Source organism: Streptococcus sp. 596553, assembly GCF_900411395.1.
Taxonomy (GTDB): Bacteria; Bacillota; Bacilli; order Lactobacillales; family Streptococcaceae; genus Streptococcus; species Streptococcus mitis_BA.
Window position 1 is genome coordinate 108536 of record NZ_OXCQ01000007.1, and the last position, 17395, is coordinate 125930.

General features: G+C 39.3%; 16 protein-coding genes, 1 other RNA gene and 5 pseudogenes. 3 read left to right on the forward strand and 19 right to left on the reverse strand.

The features are described 5' to 3' along the window. A partial coding sequence (locus tag DSY56_RS11895; protein ID WP_160109918.1) for a hypothetical protein occupies positions 1-220 on the forward strand: 220 nt, incomplete at its 5' end. Between the two features lie 255 nt (positions 221-475). Next, on the forward strand, positions 476-622 hold the full coding sequence (locus DSY56_RS11900; RefSeq protein WP_160109919.1) for a hypothetical protein: 147 nt from the start codon (positions 476-478) through the stop codon (positions 620-622). A 429-nt stretch (positions 623-1051) separates the two neighbouring features. Here the strand turns inward: DSY56_RS11900 and DSY56_RS08045 are convergent, their stop codons facing one another. The 18 genes and pseudogenes from DSY56_RS08045 to tadA form a co-directional block, all read right to left on the reverse strand. Then, positions 1052-2674: an N-acetylmuramoyl-L-alanine amidase family protein gene (locus tag DSY56_RS08045; protein ID WP_112444959.1), complete on the reverse strand. Its 1623-nt coding sequence runs from the start codon at positions 2672-2674 to the stop codon at positions 1052-1054. 142 nt (positions 2675-2816) lie between these two features. Beyond that, a complete protein-coding gene (locus DSY56_RS08050; RefSeq protein WP_112444961.1) occupies positions 2817-4142 on the reverse strand; it encodes a nucleoside triphosphate hydrolase in 1326 nt (441 codons plus the stop codon). A 145-nt stretch (positions 4143-4287) separates the two neighbouring features. Beyond that, positions 4288-5355: an N-acetylmuramoyl-L-alanine amidase family protein gene (locus DSY56_RS12735; RefSeq protein ID WP_173213465.1), complete on the reverse strand. Its 1068-nt coding sequence runs from the start codon at positions 5353-5355 to the stop codon at positions 4288-4290. Between the two features lie 367 nt (positions 5356-5722). Then, positions 5723-6142 (reverse strand): annotated as a pseudogene (locus tag DSY56_RS08060) (Rpn family recombination-promoting nuclease/putative transposase); the annotation flags it as partial. Between the two features lie 8 nt (positions 6143-6150). Further along, positions 6151-6507, reverse strand: a pseudogene (locus DSY56_RS08065) (hypothetical protein); the annotation flags it as partial. Continuing rightward, complete coding sequence (locus tag DSY56_RS08070; RefSeq protein ID WP_112444967.1) at positions 6508-7482, reverse strand: Rpn family recombination-promoting nuclease/putative transposase; 975 nt, start codon at positions 7480-7482, stop codon at positions 6508-6510. 177 nt (positions 7483-7659) lie between these two features. Then, positions 7660-7930: pseudogene (locus DSY56_RS12590) on the reverse strand (IS110 family transposase); the annotation flags it as partial. Positions 7931-7951: 21 nt separating this feature from the next. Beyond that, complete coding sequence (locus tag DSY56_RS08080) at positions 7952-8950, reverse strand: Abi family protein (protein WP_160109920.1); 999 nt, start codon at positions 8948-8950, stop codon at positions 7952-7954. Positions 8951-9153: 203 nt separating this feature from the next. After that, positions 9154-9453 (reverse strand): annotated as a pseudogene (locus DSY56_RS08085) (hypothetical protein); the annotation flags it as partial. Continuing rightward, positions 9452-10363, reverse strand: coding sequence for an Rpn family recombination-promoting nuclease/putative transposase (locus DSY56_RS08090; RefSeq protein ID WP_112444971.1), 912 nt, complete (start codon positions 10361-10363; stop codon positions 9452-9454). The gene DSY56_RS08090 and the pseudogene DSY56_RS08085, both read right to left, overlap by 2 nt. Positions 10364-10481: 118 nt before the next feature. Further along, positions 10482-11450: a ribose-phosphate diphosphokinase gene (locus tag DSY56_RS08095; RefSeq protein ID WP_000010160.1), complete on the reverse strand. Its 969-nt coding sequence runs from the start codon at positions 11448-11450 to the stop codon at positions 10482-10484. Positions 11451-11595: 145 nt separating this feature from the next. Next, the gene (locus DSY56_RS08100; RefSeq protein ID WP_112444973.1) at positions 11596-12411 is read right to left on the reverse strand and encodes a PrsW family intramembrane metalloprotease; all 816 of its coding nucleotides are present in this window, start codon (positions 12409-12411) and stop codon (positions 11596-11598) included. A gap of 24 nt (positions 12412-12435) precedes the next feature. Continuing rightward, positions 12436-12933, reverse strand: coding sequence for a beta-class carbonic anhydrase (locus tag DSY56_RS08105; RefSeq protein WP_004237611.1), 498 nt, complete (start codon positions 12931-12933; stop codon positions 12436-12438). Between the two features lie 72 nt (positions 12934-13005). Continuing rightward, entirely contained in the window at positions 13006-14367 is a 1362-nt protein-coding gene (gene radA, locus DSY56_RS08110; protein ID WP_112444975.1) for a DNA repair protein RadA, read from the reverse strand. Between the two features lie 13 nt (positions 14368-14380). Further along, positions 14381-14938 (reverse strand): histidine phosphatase family protein, encoded by a 558-nt coding sequence (locus DSY56_RS08115; protein WP_112444977.1) that lies wholly within the window; start codon positions 14936-14938, stop codon positions 14381-14383. Next, a complete protein-coding gene (locus DSY56_RS08120; protein WP_000701983.1) occupies positions 14898-15341 on the reverse strand; it encodes a dUTP diphosphatase in 444 nt (147 codons plus the stop codon). The genes DSY56_RS08115 and DSY56_RS08120 overlap by 41 nt, the downstream gene beginning before the upstream one ends. A gap of 56 nt (positions 15342-15397) precedes the next feature. Further along, positions 15398-15495: signal recognition particle sRNA small type (gene ffs / locus DSY56_RS08125), an RNA gene on the reverse strand. 32 nt (positions 15496-15527) lie between these two features. Further along, positions 15528-15995: a tRNA adenosine(34) deaminase TadA gene (tadA, locus tag DSY56_RS08130; protein ID WP_112444979.1), complete on the reverse strand. Its 468-nt coding sequence runs from the start codon at positions 15993-15995 to the stop codon at positions 15528-15530. Between the two features lie 565 nt (positions 15996-16560). On the opposite strand from tadA, the gene DSY56_RS08135 reads away from it, so the two are divergent. Beyond that, positions 16561-16749 (forward strand): hypothetical protein, encoded by a 189-nt coding sequence (locus DSY56_RS08135; protein WP_112444981.1) that lies wholly within the window; start codon positions 16561-16563, stop codon positions 16747-16749. Positions 16750-16940: 191 nt separating this feature from the next. On the opposite strand, the pseudogene DSY56_RS08140 reads toward DSY56_RS08135, so the two are convergent. Beyond that, positions 16941-17395 (reverse strand): annotated as a pseudogene (locus tag DSY56_RS08140) (N-acetylmuramoyl-L-alanine amidase family protein); the annotation flags it as partial.

Here is a 17395-nt window from a genome sequence, read left to right on the forward strand (position 1 = left end):
TTTATCTTCTTCTGCTGCTTTCTTATTTAATTCATCGATAAATTTTTCAGCTTGTTTTGCAGTTAAGCCTTTTTTGAAGCCTTCTACAATTTGTTTTCTTGTTTCATCTGATGCTGCTTTTAATGCTGTAATTGTATCAGCTTTTGCTTTTGCTTCTTCTGGACTATTAGTTTTAGCTTTTTCTAATTCTGCAACTGCTTTTTCTAACGCTTTATCATAATTCTCTAAGAATTCATCTTGTGCTGCTTTTTCTTCAGCTTTTGCTTTTGCTTCTTCTGCTAACTTTTTATTTTCATCATCGATTGCTTTTTCAGCTTCTTCTGCAGTTAAGCCTTTTTTGAAGCCTTCTACAATTTGTTTTCTTGTTTCATCTGATGCTGCTTTTAATTTTGCAATCGTATCTTGAATTTGTTCTTTTATTTCAGGATTATTTTTTGCAGATTCTTCTAATTTTGCAATCGTATCCTTTAATGCCTTGTCAAAATTAGCTAAAAATGCTGCTTGTGCGTCTGCTTCTTCCTTAGCTTCTTTTTCCTCTGCAGCTTCCTCTTCTTTAGCTTTTTTCTCTATTTCTTTTTCAGCTTCTTCTACAGTTAAACCTGCTTTGAAGCGTTTTTCATAGTCAGCCTTCTGGTCTTTAGTTCGTTTTTCAAATTCATCAATAAACCCTTGAATTTGTTTTTGTAATTCTGGATCTTCTTTTGCATTGTCTAAATATTCTTTTAATTCTTTAACTGTAGCTTCTACAGCTTTATCAAAATTAGCTAAAAATTCTTTTTGTGCTGATTCTTTATTTTCAGCTGGTTGACTACTAGCTACAGATTAACCTCCCGCTTTTACAACCGACGGTTGAGATACAACAAATGCTGATCCTAAAACAGCAACACTAGCCAAGCTAGCAGTGAGAAATTTTTTCTTATCCATAAAATATCGACCACCTTTGGTACTTTTTTGGTGCTATTTTACCATTTTTTTCCTAAAAATTCAAGAAATCACACTCCAAAATGATAAAAAATAAGAGGAATTTCCCCTTATTTCTTTATTATATCCATTACACCCACTCACCGTTGGCATTTACTGTGTAACCATCGATAGTTGTGTTCACAGCCAAAGCTCCTGATGAGTATGAGTAATACCATTTACCACTAACTTGGTACCAACCTGTCTTCATAGCACCTGAGCCAGCAAGATAATACCATGTACCACCTTGCTTGAGCCAACCTGTTTGCATAGCACCTGAAGCATTGAGGTAATACCAATTGCCATCTACAAATTTCCAGCCTGTCTGCATAGCACCTGAACCGTCAAGGTAATACCATGTACCATTGTCTTTTATCCATCTAGTACCCATTTTACCTAAACTGTCAAAATGGTACCAACTACCATTTATAAATTTCCAGCCTGTCTGCATAGCACCTGAGCCGTTAAGATAGTACCAATTACCATCAACTTGTTTCCAACCAGTTTTCATCACACCAGTTTCATCCAAGTAATACCATGACCCATCTTTGACCCAACCAGTCTTCATTCCATCTTCTTTAGAGAAATAATACCAATCCAGTCCAATTTTCTTCCATCCAACATGACGATTTCCCTCATCATCAATGAAGAATTTTTTACCATCAATTAAAACAATACCTGGTTTAAGGACACCTTCCTCATCTAAGAAATAATGTTTCCCGTCTACTGTAATATTCCCTGTTAGACGAACACCTTCTTTTAGATAGTAAGTTTTATCATCAATTTTGATAAAGCCAGTTTTCTTATCACCATTTTCAACAAAATAGTAAACCTTATCAGCAACTTTTACAAAGCCTAGCTTTTTAACACCATCTTTTTCATCTAAATAGTATTGCTTATCACCTGAAGTCAATAGACCTTTTTTCATAGCTCCATCAGCTTCAAAGTAGTAAGTCTTACTATCAATTTTTTGCCAGCCAGTAACTTTTTTGCCGTCCTTAATATAGTAGACCTTCCCATTCTCCGTTTTGAATTGACCTGCAGAATTAGACTGGTTCTGATTATTATTTTGGTTAGTATTAGTCGTTGAATTTGAGCGATAGATATGGTAAAGTGTATCACCTTTTAATTCACCATTAACATAAGTATAGTTGGCAATATCCAGACGACTGGTATCAGAAGCTGCAGAGCCTGTACGTGGATCTTTAATATCAACTGGAACATCACTACCAGGTTTATATTCTACAAAACGAACTTTTTTTACTGGAGAATTAGAATTTGTTGTTGAGCCATTATTATTGTTTGCACCAGTACCATTTTGGTTATTATTCCCATTAGCATTACTAGTGCTACCATTGTTTTGGTTATTATCTCTATGGTATGGATTGGTTTGAGTACCAGAATTCGTAGTACCTGTCGTAGCAGTAGGCGCATACATATGATACATAATACCATCTTCTTCTCTACTAGAAGTATAGACATAACTTGCAATTTCAGGGTGATTCTCAATAGATGCAGCTGTCACAGCAGCACCTGTAAGTGCAGCTTTGATATCTACAGGTCCACCATTTTTAAATGTTGCATAGTGGACTTCTTTAACCGTAGAAGTTGTTGTAGCCGTTGTTGCCCCTGTTTCGGCAGCTTGTGCTGGTTGAACTGTAGCCATAGCTAGCACTGAAGTGGCTAGCAAGATACCTGTTAGTGTTTTCTTCATGAGAAGAACCTCCTTTATTAAATGGTTAAATTTATATAGATTATATCTCTTTCCTATAATAAATGCAATAAAAAACATAAAAAGTGTAGAAATATTTAACAATAACAGAAAGAGAGCAGTTTGAACCACTCTCTTTGTTATTTTATACCCATTCACCGTTGGCATTTACATAGTAACCATCGACTGTAGTGCTTACTGCAAGGGCACCTGAACTATAAGCATAGTACCACTTACCGCCTACTTGGAACCAACCAGTTACCATAGCTCCTGATCCTTTAAGGTAGTACCATGAATCACCTACTTTAGCCCAACCTGTTACCATAGCACCTGAGTTGTTTAGGTAGTACCAAGTGCTACCATCTTGCAACCAACCTGTTTGCATTTCGCCTGAACCGTTTAGATAGTACCAAGTGCTACCATCTTTAACCCACCATTTTTGCATGATGCCTTCAGCGTTAAAGTAATACCACTTACCGCCATCTTGTAACCAGCCAACTTGACGTTTGCCTTCTTTATTTACATAAATCCAGTTACTATCAACTTTATTCCAGCCAGCTTTTGTATTAGATTCATCTGTTAAGAAATATGTTTTACCATCAACGGTAATTTCCCCAAACTTACGTTCACCTTCTTCAGTGACATAGTAATACTTATCGCCAGCACCCTTGATAAGACCTGTCTTACGCTCACCTTCTGTAGTAATGTAATACCATTTTCCAGCACTATCTTTTACAATACCTGACTTGGTTGTACCGTCTTCAGCAAAGAAGTACCATTTATCACCTACCTTATGCGCTCCAATTGTCACAACACCATCTTTGACAAAATAAGTTTTTCCATTTTCAGAGATAATCTCTGTCTTACGAGCTCCATCTGACACAAAATAATAGGTTTTTTCTCCTACTTTAATGAAACCAGTTTTCTTAACACCTTGTCCGTCTAGATAGTAACGTTCAGATGTGTTTTCAAGAACTCCGTGAGCCATAACACCTTCACTATCAAAATAGTAAGTTTTTCCATCAACATTAGCCCAACCTTTTACAGGATTTCCTTTATAGTAAAGATAACGATTACCAGCAGACACACGCCATTTTACATCTTTATCAGAAGTTTTATAGCCTTGAGTATTTAACTCACTGACAGACGCATCGGGATCGTTTACATAATCATCAATCTTTGTCCCTTTCTCAACGAATAAGTAGTATTTTCTTCCCCCTTCAACATAGGCACGTTGAAATTCAAATCCTTCAATTGTCGAATGTTTAGAGATCGGCTGATTCCCATCTTCAAAAAATACTGTCTTACGTTCTTGTGAACGACCATTAATCACTGTGATCCACTCAGTTCTATAAACAACTTCTTCCGCACTTACTGGACGAGCTGTAATTGCAGAGTAACTGGTTAAAACTGCTGCACTTGCCATTGTCAAGCTAGCTACTGCTAGGGCTAAAGCTTTTTTATTTTTCATATGAGCATTCTCCATGTTTAAAATTTTAGGTAATAAACCTAGTTTTATTGTATCTTATTTTTTAAAAAAATTCTAAAAAAAACTGAACTTTTTATGGAAAAAATAAAAAGCAGAAGAAATCTCCTGCTTTTTTGATTAAACTAGATTATTTAACCCATTCACCGTTTCCGTTTACAGTGTATCCACCTACAGTAGTATTAACTGCAAGGGCACCAGAACCGTCAACGTAGTACCATTTACCAGCAACTTCAAACCATTGGCTAGCTTTCATAGCACCTGATGCTTCAAGGAAGTACCATTTGCCACCGTGTTGCAACCAACCAGTTTCCATAGCACCTGAACCATTTAGGTAGTACCAAGTGTTACCATCTTTAACCCACCATTTTTGCATTACGCCTTCAGCGTTAAAGAAGTACCATTTACCGTCGATTTGTTTCCAACCAGTAACTTGTTTGTTGTTGTCATAGTAGTGCCAGCCGTTTTCACCTTGAACCCACTCAGTACGAACAACATTGTAGCTGTCAGTTTTTTCAATTTCAACTGATGCATTTACATACATATCATTATTTTCGTTACGTCCAACTGCATCTGCTGTAAATAGTGAAGATTTTGTTAGGCGCTCAGGTAAAAAGTAACCTTTTGGTACTGTCAAAATACGGTAAACCGCTACTCCACCCTCGTGTAATTCAAACTCAGCATCACCTGCTTCATTTGTCTTAGCACTTACAAGAGCTGGGGCATCTTTAACAGGTTTTCCACCTTGAGCATTCAAGAAATCTTCAGTAGTTTTGTAAACTAATAGCTCAAATTCAACACCTGCAACTGGTGCACCTTGTTTATCTTTAACGTTGATACGTCCATGTGTTCCATTTGTGAATGGTACAACCTTTTGAACTTTACCATCTTTAAGATTAAATTGGCTATCATATGGATTAGATACTTTATCCTTGAATTGATTGTTAGGATTAATTACCAAATAAGTATAAGTAGAACCATCTGCATATTGAACAGATACTACTTTATCTCCATTTGCTAGAACTTGTTCAGCACGGTTAGTTTCAGTTGCTTTTTCCACTTGTGAAGGATCGTAAGTTTTTTCAACTTTTCTAACTGATGCTGCTTCTTCAGGTGTCAATTGTCTGTCAGCTGAAACAGCTTGTACAGCACCAAATGCTGCAAGAGCGACTGCGCTTGTCAATAAAACTTTTTTCATCGTTTTATCTCCTTTATTTTTCTTTAAAATATTTTTTCGTAAGACTATCTTACTACCATACAGTATATAAATATTTGCAGGATTTGTCAAGGGTTTTCATCAACTTTTTACCTATTTTTTTCAAAAAAGGGGAAAAAACGTCTTTGTGAGATGAAATACTCTTCAAATACCGTATCTCACAAGTGAAAATCTCACAAATTTCTTAAACCCTGAGTCAAACCTCACATATCTAATCCATATCGATAGTTGGATAGAACTCACTTCCATGATATTATCCTATAACCCCTTCCAAATGTCAAGCAAAAATGACAAGTATTTTAGAAATAACTCGCCATTTCATTAACTTTCTACTATTTAAAATGTGACCTCATAGCAAGGACTCAAACTCAGTGACTGACATGCCTAATTGCTCGCTAGCAACCTCGGAAGTCAGGAGACCTTGATGGACTAGATTTAGTAAACCTACTTTTAATCCCTCTTCAATACCTTCTTCGCGCCCTTTTTCAATACCCTCTGCACGGCCACGTTCAAGTCCACGCTCTAAACCTTGTTCAATACCTTCCGCTCTAGCTGTTTCCAAGGCATAGTCATGAGCGAGTAAGGCTTGTTCTTCACGCCTGCGTTGTTCACTAAACATTCTCCTGTCCTCCTCGGACCAGCTCTTGTAGTCCAGCAGTTGGTCTGCTTGGCTGATGGCTCGCTCGGGGTGCTGGGTAAAGGGTTTATTCCCGAAAAACTCCAACCATGGCTGGCGAACCTCGTCTTTGCTGGTTTCCCTGTATTTTTTTTTAGTTCTTAGTTATGATAGTCTTTCAATAATTCTTCAAACTCAGAGACAGTCATGCCCAATTGCTGACTGGCAACCTCTGCTGTTAAAAGATGCTGGCGAACAAGATTTGCTAACATAACAAAACCACCTTCAGCCCTAGCAGTTTCCAAGGCATAGTCCTGAGCCAATAATGCTTGTTCTTCACGCATACGTAGTTGACTAAACATTTTCCTGTCCTCCTCGGACCAGCTCTTGTAGTCCAGCAGTTGGTCTGCTTGGCTGATGGCTCGCTCGGGTTGTTGGGTAAAGGGTTTGTTCCCGAAAAACTCCAACCACGGTTTGCGAACCTCGTCTTTGCTGGTTTCTCTGTATTTTTTTAATTTTTATTTATGATGGTCTTTCAATAATTCTTCAAACTCAGAGACAGTCATACCCAGCTGATGGCTGGCAAATTCAGAGCTTAAAACATGTTGGTGAACTAAATCAAGAAAGGTAACAATTTGTCCTTCAACTTTCCCACGCTCCAGTCCCTGTTCAATGCCTTCTGCTCGTCCTCGTTCCAGTCCTTGTTCAATCCCCTCTGCTCGCCCACGTTCTAAGCCTTTTTCCTCCGCTTGTTCCAAGGCATAGTCGTGTGCTAATAATGCCTGTTCTTCACGCCTGCGTTGTTCACTAAACATTCTCCTGTCCTCCTCGGACCAGCTCTTGTAGTCCAGCAGTTGGTCTGCTTGGCTGATGGCTCGCTCGGGGTGTTGAGTAAAGGGCTTGTTCCCGAAAAACTCCAACCACGGCTTGCGAACCTTGTCTTTGCTGGTTTCTCTGTACTTTTTTAGTTCTAAGAACGCCATCTTTACTAGATGGTTTTCCTGTCCATTGTTTGTGATGGTTAAGATCTCACCTGTCGTGTCCTCGCGCATGCTAAAGCTGTGGAAAGCCAAATCATCTGAAAAGTAATTGCTATCCACAATAGCTATTGCGTAAACAGGTGCGATATGTTTGTAGCTCTGGTGGGTATCACCTTCTCGCTGACGAATTTTTTCTAGGTTTTGATTGACCTGACTACACAAGTAAGCCCACAGGCGATTGATGAAAAAATTCTGATGATGTACCTGTATTTCGATAATAACTTGAGTTCCATTATCTAACTCCGCTAAAACATCTATACTAGTATAGAAATCTTGCGCCGAATAGGGCATGGAAGGCAAGACGTGAATGTTGCTTCCCTCCAAAATGGTCACATTTTTTGCTGGCAAGTCCAGCATATCGCGAATAAACTGACAAGTTATTTCTGGGTTGCTGAAAATTTTCTTAGCTACCAAATCGTTAGTCGGGCTGATGCCCGGATGACGTAATGTCATACTTTCTCTCCTTTCATTATAGCACATTTTTAAATCTAGGTTTACTAGATTTGATGCTTCTATCTATTTATTCGGAAAAGAGACGAAAAAAAATAAAAGTTATTAAAACTATTGTTTATCCTTAATTTTATCTGTACTAAAAGAGGGTTTGACACCTAATTTTTAAAATTAAAACACCCTGAATCCAGATACGGTTTGAATCAGCTTAACTTGTTCTTGATATTCTTGTTCGAGTTTCCGAATCATGGTTTCTAAGTCTTCTTTGCAGATGGCAAGAACATCATAGTGCTCCTTGATGATTCTGATTTTCTCACCTTGTTCAGGTGTTACATCGTCCGCTATAGCAATTCAAAAATCTCGCATCTTATCCTTCATTCATCTTGGTAATCAACTTCTTAATGTTTGGTTTCTCATCTGGATTGTCAAAGATTCTCTGAATAATAACTTGAGTAAAAAATCATTCCTTAGTTCAACCGATCCACAATATATCTTTCCAATTGCTTGGCAAACCAATCTTACTAGATAATATGATATTTGACTTTTCCATCAACTGTGCCTCTAAAGTCGTCAAAAAATCGTTCCAATCTTGAACAAAAGAATGTGAATGATGTTGTATAAGATTTTTCATAGCTAAAAGATAAGCAAATAAATCGTTATTATGGGTCTTTTTCTTTTTAGTCTCTGCATTCTTGTTTATTTGACGCAAATCAGCTGAAAAGAAACTTGGACTTGCTATTGTAAAATTTTGACCATATAGTCTTAAATGATGTGCTGTCCTATTTCTCATATGCCATGTAGCTGAAACCCAGCCAAATAATTTACTCTGGATTTCTTCTCCATGAATTTTAGAATTTACCACACCAGTTGATAAAAATGTAGTATCTATCCAATACTCTCGGTACTCTTTTTTCAGTGCACTTATAAAACGAGTTGTTTCCCCAAAAGTCATCTCTTGAAAAAGAACCCAAATTGGGAATTTAGAACCTTTATTTTTGATATGATGCTGTATTGAAAGACTTTGATTCTCTGATAAATGTTTTTCTATAATTGAAATAAATTCGTTATATAATTCAGAGTTTTCATAAATAGTTTCATCCAAGTAACACTCACCTTTTTGATATTTTCCATTATATTGCTGACAAAGCGATTCAATAAAAGTTGATTTTATAAACTGCTCTAATCTACCAGAAAATATAAACAGAAACTGTGACAACCAGTCATTAAATTCATACAATGAAATCGCTGCTTGAAATTTTCCTTTATGAAGATTATCTGGAACCTGTTTAATAAAAGCAGAAAACGAATAGTAATTATGGCAACGTAAAAAATTTTTGGAATCTAGTTCCTCTTCAGGTGACATATCTAGCTTATCTGAAAGATAACTTACCAAATCTTCAAGAGGTAAAAATGCTTTCATTTCTCTCTTTAAATCTCTTGACAAAGAAATACTATTATCAGTTGTGTACATCATTAACCTTCTAAATTTATAAAAAAATGACTCCAGTTGCTATGAAACAGGGAGCAAAAGGAGTGCTTGTATCTAAATACTATACTATTCTATAAAAAAAGTCAAGTCAACTTGATATTTTTTCAATTTGTGTCTAATTGTTCACTCGTAAATTCGGAAGGCAAAGCATGTTGTCATACTAAATCAATAAAGGCAAAGATTTATCCTTCAACTTTCCCGCTCTCCAGTCCTTGTTCGATACCTTCCACCCTAGCAGTTTCCAAGGCATAGTCCTGTGCTAACAAGGCCTGTTCTTCTCGCATACGTAGTTGGCTAAACATCTTCCTGTCCTCCTCGGACCAGCTCTGATAGTCCAGCAGTTGGTCTACTTGGCTGATGGCTCGCTCGGGGTGCTGGGTAAAGGGTTTATTCCCGAAAAACTCCAACCATGGCTTGCGAACCTCGTCTTTGCTGGTTTCTCTGTATTTTTTTAATTCCAAGAACGCCATTACTGTGATGGTATTACAAAAGTGCTTCAAACTCAGCGACTGACATGCCCAACTGCTCACTCGCAAATTCGGAAGTTAAAACATGTTGGCGTACTAAATCAAGAAAGGTAAATATTTTCCCACGCTCCAGTCCCTGTTCAACGCCTTCTGCTCGTCCTTGTTCAAGACCTTCAGCCCTAGCAGTTTCCAAGGCATAGTCCTGTGCTAACAAGGCTTGTTCTTCACGCATACGTAGTTGACTAAACATTTTCCTGTCCTCCTCGGACCAGCTTTTATAGTCCAGCAGTTGGTCTGCCTGGCTGATGGCTCGCTCAGGTTGCTGGGTAAAGGGTTTGTTCCCGAAAAACTCTAACCATGGCTTGCGAACCTCGTCTTTGCTGGTTTCTCTATATTTTTTTAATTCCAAGAATGCCATCTTGACTAGATGGTTTTCTTGTCCATTGTTTGTGATGGTTAATATCTCACCTGTCGTGTCCTCTCGCATACTAAAACTGTGAAAGGCTAAATCATCTTGAAAATAATTACTGTCAACGATAGCAATAGCGTATACTGGTGCTATGTGTTTATAACTTTGGTGAGTGTTTCCTTCTTGTTGGCGAATTTTTTCGAGATTTTGATTGACCTGACTACACAGATACGCCCACAGGCGATTGATGAAAAAATTCTGATGATGAACTTGAATTTCAATGATAACCTGTGTTCCATTGTCCAACTCCGCCAAGACGTCTATACTGGTATAGAAATCCTGAGCCGAGTAAGGCAGGGAAGGCAAGACATGAATGTTACTTCCCTCCAAAATGGTCACATTTTTAGCTGGCAAGTCCAGCATATCGCGAATAAATTGACAAGTGATTTCTGGATTGCTAAAGATTTTCTTAGCAACCAAGTCATTGGTCGGGCTAATGCCCGGATGACGTACAGTCATATTTCTTCTCCTTTCATTATAGCACATTTTTAAATCTAGGTTTACTAGATTCACTGCTACTACTTATTTATTCGCAAAAGAGACGAAAAAAACCTGAGAATCATCTCAGGCTTGGTCATTAAATCTTTTTCTCAATACTGAAAAGTGGAGAAAGGGGGCGTTTTTCATGGATACGTACGATAGCATCCCCTAATAGGTGAGCGATTGAAATCTGCTCAATCTTATCAATCAAACGCTCTTCTGGGAGATAGATGGTATCCAAAACAACCAATTTCTTAATAGCTGAATTTTGGATATTGTCCATAGCAGGACCAGAAAGAACTGGGTGCGTACAGCTTGCATAGACTTCAACAGCACCAGCTTCCGCAAGGGCATCTGCCGCATGACAAATCGTTCCAGCAGTATCAATCATATCATCAATCAAGATACAAGTCTTGCCTTCGACCTTACCGATGATGTTCATGACTTCACTGGTATTCATCTTATCAACACTGCGACGTTTGTCGATGATAGCGATAGATGTTTTCAAAAACTCAGCCAACTTACGAGCACGAGTCACCCCTCCATGGTCTGGGCTGACAACCACATAGTCAGAACCAACCATGCCACGACGCTCAAAATAATCCGCAATCAGAGGAGCTCCCATCAAATGATCCACAGGAATATCAAAGAATCCTTGAATCTGCGCAGCATGCAAGTCGATGGTCAATAAACGATCCACTCCAGCTACTTCAAGCATATTTGCGACAAGTTTTGAAGTGATTGGCTCACGCGCTCTAGCCTTTCTATCCTGACGTGCATACCCATAGTAAGGCATGACAACATTGACAGATTCTGCACTCGCACGCTTCAAAGCATCCACCATAATCAAAATTTCAAGCAGATTGTCATTTACAGGCGAACTAGTTGATTGTAGGATAAAAACGTGTTTCCCACGGATTGATTCTTCGATGTTGACCTGAATCTCTCCATCTGAAAATTGGCGAACACTTGATTTCCCCAACTCTATCCCAATCTCCTGCGCCACACGTTCTGCCAATTCTTTATTAGAAGAAAGGGCAAACAGCTTTAAATCAGAAAAAGACATGATTTCCTCCGGTATATATGTATCGCTTGTGCTTTTCACAAGATTTTTCCATCTACCATTGTAGCGCTTTTTGCACTATTTTTCAATCAAAAATAAAAGAAGGGCACCATATTTGTACCCTTGCATCATTCTTTTGAAAAATATTCTAGTTCATCAACTCATCGTTCTTCTCAACAAAACGATAAGCCTGATAAAAACCATAGAGAGTAATAGCCGTAACCACTGGAATCGCTAAAGGCAACTCTGTCTCCAACTCCACAAAAGGAGAGTTAAACAAGAAATGAGTTCCCAAGGCTAAACCTAGGAAAATAAGCCCCTGTTTCTTGCCAACCTTCTGTCCTTTATAGGCTCTGTAAAGCAAGTAAACACCTACTACAGCCAAACCTGAAAAAGTCCAGTGAGAGGCAATTCCTGAGATGATACGCTCTAAAATTCTCGAAATAGTAAAATCAAATCCCTCTGGCAAATCCGTACGAATATAACCAATATCCTCAATCATTTGGAATCCCAAACCAGAAGCAATTCCAAGTAAAAACAAAGATTTTAATTTTCGAACAGGAATCAAAGCTAAAACAAAGACAAGTGGCAATAATTTCAAGGGTTCTTCTACCAAAGGAGCCACAATCGCACTTTCAAAGGCATTTAAAAATGCACTATCTGGGAAAAGCACACCCAGTAAATCATGGATATAGGTATTAGCAAAGCTAGATAACCAGCCTGAAAGGAACATCCCACCCAATAAAGACAAAATCAAGGCCTTCTTTGGCAATTCCCATTTTTTCCCAATACGGAAAAGGAAATAAAGAGCCGGAATCATGTAAAAGAGAGCTAGAAAGATAGAAACTCCCATGAGTCCATATTCCGCAGCTGACATCGAACCGTCCGTATAGTAAATGGTTTCATACTGCAAACCGATACATAGCAATAAAATAAAAATAAATAAAATACTGTTTTTCTTCATACACTTTCTTTCTAAATGAATTTTTTACAATTCTACGACTGTCATACTTCCTGTATCCACATCGTAAATAGCACCAGAGATAATGACATCATCTGGTATTAGGGGAGACTCGATAAGGAGTTGCATATCCTCACGTACACTCTCCTCTATATCTTGGAAGGGCAAGAAGTCCTGGTCTGACACATCGACACCTAGTTCCTCTTTCAGATACTCCTGAAAAGGACCATTTTCAAAAGTCTGAGCACCACAGTCTGTATGGTGCAATACCACAATCTCTCTTGTTCCCATTTGTTGCTGGGAAATCACCAGCGAACGAATCATGTCTTCTGTCACCCGACCACCTGCATTCCGCAAGATATGAGCATCCCCAAGTGCCAAACCCAAAGCTTGCGCAACGTGCAGACGAGAGTCCATACAGGTCACAATGGCTACTCTTGTTTTGGGTTTAAGTGGCAGATTTAATTGCCCATGTAGGGCAACATAAGCCTGATTGGCTTGCATAAACTGTTCAAAATACGACACGATTCCCTCCTCGAAAATTTGATAGTCAAATATTTCTCCTATCTTATCATTTTTAAGAGGATTTGTCACAGATTAAGCAAAAACCTTTTTCAAAACTTCCTGAATCGTTGTCGCCCCAATGACCTGAATTTCCTTGGGCGGAGTGATTCCTGTCAAGGAATTCTTAGGTACATAAATCTTAGTAAATCCCAGTTTAGCAGCTTCGTTGATGCGCTGCTCGATACGATTCACGCGCCGAATTTCTCCTGTCAAGCCCAGTTCTCCTACAAAACATTCCTGAGGGTTGGTTGGCTTGTCCTTATAGCTCGAAGCAATGGCAACAGCAACGGCCAAGTCAATGGCAGGTTCATCCAATTTGACACCGCCAGCAGATTTGAGATAGGCATCCTGATTTTGCAAGAGAAGCCCTGCCCGTTTTTCCAAAACAGCCATAATCAGACTCGCACGATTGAAGTCAAGCCCTGTCGTAGTACGCTTAGCATTTCCAAACATGGTCGGTGTCACCAAAGCCTGAACCTCCGCCAAAATCGGACGCGTCCCTTCCATGGTCACAACGATTGACGAACCAGTTGCTCCATCCAAACGCTCTTCTAGGAAAACTTGACTCGGATTGAGAACCTCAACCAATCCGCCCGACTGCATCTCAAAAATCCCAATCTCATTAGTGGAGCCAAAACGGTTTTTGACCGCTCTCAAGATACGAAAGGTATGGTGGCGTTCCCCTTCAAAGTAAAGTACCGTATCTACCATATGCTCCAACATACGCGGACCAGCCAAGGTTCCTTCCTTGGTCACATGCCCTACGATAAAGATGGCAATATTGTTGGTCTTAGCCAGCTGCATAAGTTCAGCGGTCACCTCACGCACCTGAGAAACAGATCCTTGCACCCCTGAAATCTCAGGAGACATAATAGTCTGAATGGAGTCAATAATGAGGAAGTCTGGTTGGATGCGCTCCACCTCAGCTCGAACACTCTGCATATTGGTCTCTGCATAGAGGTAAAACTCGCTATCAATATCACCCAAGCGCTCTGCACGGAGTTTAATCTGCTGGGCAGACTCTTCACCACTGACATATAGAACAGTCCCCACTTGAGACAATTGGGTTGAAACTTGTAGGAGAAGGGTTGATTTTCCAATCCCAGGATCCCCACCGATGAGGACGAGACTTCCTGGTACCACTCCTCCCCCAAGTACACGGTTGAATTCCTCCATCTCCGTCTTGGTTCGATTAACGTTGATAGAAGTCACCTCAGCCAGTTTCATGGGCTTGGTTTTCTCACCTGTCAAGGACACACGCGCATTCTTGACCTCGGCAACCTCAACCTCTTCCACAAAAGAAGACCAAGACCCACAGTTGGGACAACGTCCCAGATATTTAGGGGAATTATACCCACAATTTTGACATACAAATGTCGCTTTTTTCTTTGCGATGATAAACCTCTTTCTATATCTCTAACTCACACTCAATTACTTGGCAAAAATCAATCTTCTCATTTGGCACAAACTGGCGCATGAGCATTCGATGAGCAACAACTACCACAGTCTGATGTTCTCGATACTTAGACATACATTCTAAAAAACGAGACTTCATTTCCGTAGCTGTCTCATATTGAATAGGACTATTAGGAAGTAACTCCCCCTTGTTTTCTAGAAACATAGTACGAGCTTTTTCAAAATTATCTGTGCCACTTTCATAGACCTGCCATTCATGCAATAATGGATCCACTCTCAAAGGAAGTCCAGTAACACAAGCCACATAAGAAGCCGTTTCTAAAGCTCTTGTGACTGCAGAAGATATGATTATTTCAGCTGAAGGGAGTAAAGGATTGGTGCTCAATTTCTGGGCTTGCTGCCGTCCCTTCTCAGACAAGGGCGCCAAATCTATCCCAAATCCCGTATAAGAACGCTCCTCTAACTCACGATAATCTGGCTCCCCGTGACGTACAAAGATAATCTTCATTCTAGTGCCCTGTTGAACCAAATCCACCAGTTCGAACGCCATCAGCCGCATCTCCATCTGCGATTAAGAAAGGCGCAAAGACAGCCTGGACCACACGTTCCCCAACTTCAAGAATCACTTCTTGATCTGTGATATTCTTCATCTGAGCAAAAATATGCCCTTCATTCCCAGGATTTCCATAATAATCCCCATCAATGACCCCAACTGAATTAATTAAAACCAAGCCCTTTTTACGAGGATTTGAAGAGCGATCATAAAGGTAAAGAACCTCAGTCGGCTGCATATAAGCTTTAACTCCTGTCGGAACCAATACAATCTCTCCTGGAGCGATAACTGTGCGCACAGCAACCTTTAAGTCGTAACCAGCCGCATGCGCTGTCTCACGCTTGGGCAATAAATTTTCATCTGTAAAACTAGAAACCAATTCAAAACCACGAATTTTCATCATCTTCTCTTTTCTATTATCATTTATTCTAGATTATTCTATCTTATTTATTCGGAAAAAGCACGAAAAAAAGAGCACACAATTCAAATCGCTTAGGGCTGCTGGATTCCTCCCCTGACCCGCTTCACGCAGAACTGTTGCTCCACTGTTTATTATATCACATTCCTATTCATTTTAAAAGCAAAATTATTTTTTCCGTCTATTTCTAAAAAAGTCCTGCATAATAGCTGCGCATTCATCTTCCAAAATTCCCGTTTCAACATCCACACGATGGTTGAGACGCTCATCTGTCAAGATATCGTACAAACTCCCAGCAGCGCCAAATTTCTGGTTTTTAGCTCCATAGACCACGTTTGGAATACGGGCGAGTCCAATCGCCCCACTACACATGACACAAGGCTCAATGGTCACAAAAAGCGTGCAATCAAGCAAGCGCCAGCTCTCCTCACTCAGATTCGCATTCTCTATGGCCATAATTTCCGCATGCATAACCGCTCGTTGCAACTCCTCACGTGCATTATGCCCACGACCAATAATTTTTCCGTCCTTGACAATCACACAACCAATCGGAATTTCATCGTGTTCCAAGGCAATCTCAGCCTCTCTCAAAGCCTCCCTCATAAAAACTTCTTTTTCTTCAACTGTATAATTCATCAATTTCCCTTTTCCTACTTGTCAGTTTTATTATTATATCATGAATCCCTACACAAAAAAAGCCACCGAATGCGGTGACTTTATAGGGAGATTATTATGAAAAAGGTAAAATAAAATCTTATTAAATCAACACTCTTGGAGGGTGTCCCCTCCAACTCCCCGACCTCTGGACAAGGTCTATTTTTTTGAAAAAAATTTATCAAAACCATTGACTTTCTACAACTAAAGTTGTATAATAGATACATAAGGTTAAGGAGGAAACCTTAGACAAGGAAACTAGTAGAAAGGAACATGAAATGTTTAAGTTCAAAAAGAAACCACTCAAGGCAAAAACAAATAAGCTAGTCATCAAAATAAACTTATTTATAATCAGCTTTGAATGGCACATCGAATTTGGATAGTGAGAAATCACTATCCACCCCTTCGGGGGTGTACTTAAATTATAACAGGAAAAATAATGAAAGTAAATCTAAAAATTAGAAAAACTACCAAGCGTGAAAAAGTTGAATTTATTATTGGACTTCTTCTACTCCTATTTGCAGTTTGGTATTTTACGAGGTAATATATGTCAGTAGATATTAAAGCTATCCGCTGGCTTTTAGACAACGCCACATCCTATGCTATTAGCAAAAACTGTGGCATGTCTATTCAGGCCGTGGACAAGTATAAAAATGGTGTATCGGATATTATGAACATGCGTCTAAAACACGCTATCAGCATGATAACATACGCCCAGGAACTTAAAAAGCAGTGATTTCGGTCACTGTTTTTATTTTTGACAAAACTCCTATCTATTCTTCAAGAAAACGCTTTTTTGGACAATAGGACTTCTATTTTGGTTTCTAATCGTTCAAAATGCGTCTTTTTGCAAAATAAAAAACCGCAAACCTGAGCTTGCGGTGAAAGAACAATTTAGAAAGTTTCCTTTCTATTTATTTTTTAAAATTATTTGGTCGTAATCAAACCATCTGGCTCTACTGTGAACTCTGGCTTGTCTGCCAGTGTTCCATCTGGTTTGAGGTAGTACCAGCCTGTTCCGTCTGCGGACTGGACGAAGGCGTTTGATACCATAGCACCTTCTTTACCGTCAAGATAATACCAGGTGTCCTTGTACTTGACCCAACCCGTCTTCATGGCACCCTCTGTGTCAAAATAATACCACTTGTCAGCGATTTTCTTCCAGCCTGTAGCCATTTCACCTGACTGGTCAAACCAGTACCAGTTGCTGTCTGTGTGCTTCTTCCAGCGGTCTGCAAGCATGTAGCCTGAGCCGTCGAAGTAATACCAGGTTCCGTTGATTTTCTCAAACTTGTCTTTTGGATAAGAGCCGTCTGAGTGTACGTACCAATAGCCTGTATCATTCTTCTGCCAGCCTGCTTCAATTGTCAAGCCGTTTTCAA

Bases quoted from the DNA above. Each gene is read 5' to 3' on its own strand.
- DSY56_RS08070 (WP_112444967.1), bottom strand. From the start codon at position 7,482: ATGACATTACGTCATCCGGGCATCAGCCCGACTAACGATTTGGTAGCT.
- DSY56_RS08080 (WP_160109920.1), bottom strand. From the start codon at position 8,950: ATGTACACAACTGATAATAGTATTTCTTTGTCAAGAGATTTAAAGAGA.
- DSY56_RS08095 (WP_000010160.1), bottom strand. From the start codon at position 11,450: ATGTCTTTTTCTGATTTAAAGCTGTTTGCCCTTTCTTCTAATAAAGAA.
- DSY56_RS12735 (WP_173213465.1), bottom strand. From the start codon at position 5,355: ATGAAAAAAGTTTTATTGACAAGCGCAGTCGCTCTTGCAGCATTTGGT.
- DSY56_RS08045 (WP_112444959.1), bottom strand. From the start codon at position 2,674: ATGAAGAAAACACTAACAGGTATCTTGCTAGCCACTTCAGTGCTAGCT.
- DSY56_RS08050 (WP_112444961.1), bottom strand. From the start codon at position 4,142: ATGAAAAATAAAAAAGCTTTAGCCCTAGCAGTAGCTAGCTTGACAATG.
- DSY56_RS08135 (WP_112444981.1), top strand. From the start codon at position 16,561: ATGTCAGTAGATATTAAAGCTATCCGCTGGCTTTTAGACAACGCCACA.
- DSY56_RS08115 (WP_112444977.1), bottom strand. From the start codon at position 14,938: ATGGCGTTCGAACTGGTGGATTTGGTTCAACAGGGCACTAGAATGAAG.
- DSY56_RS08120 (WP_000701983.1), bottom strand. From the start codon at position 15,341: ATGAAAATTCGTGGTTTTGAATTGGTTTCTAGTTTTACAGATGAAAAT.
- tadA (WP_112444979.1), bottom strand. From the start codon at position 15,995: ATGAATTATACAGTTGAAGAAAAAGAAGTTTTTATGAGGGAGGCTTTG.
- DSY56_RS08090 (WP_112444971.1), bottom strand. From the start codon at position 10,363: ATGACTGTACGTCATCCGGGCATTAGCCCGACCAATGACTTGGTTGCT.
- DSY56_RS08100 (WP_112444973.1), bottom strand. From the start codon at position 12,411: ATGAAGAAAAACAGTATTTTATTTATTTTTATTTTATTGCTATGTATC.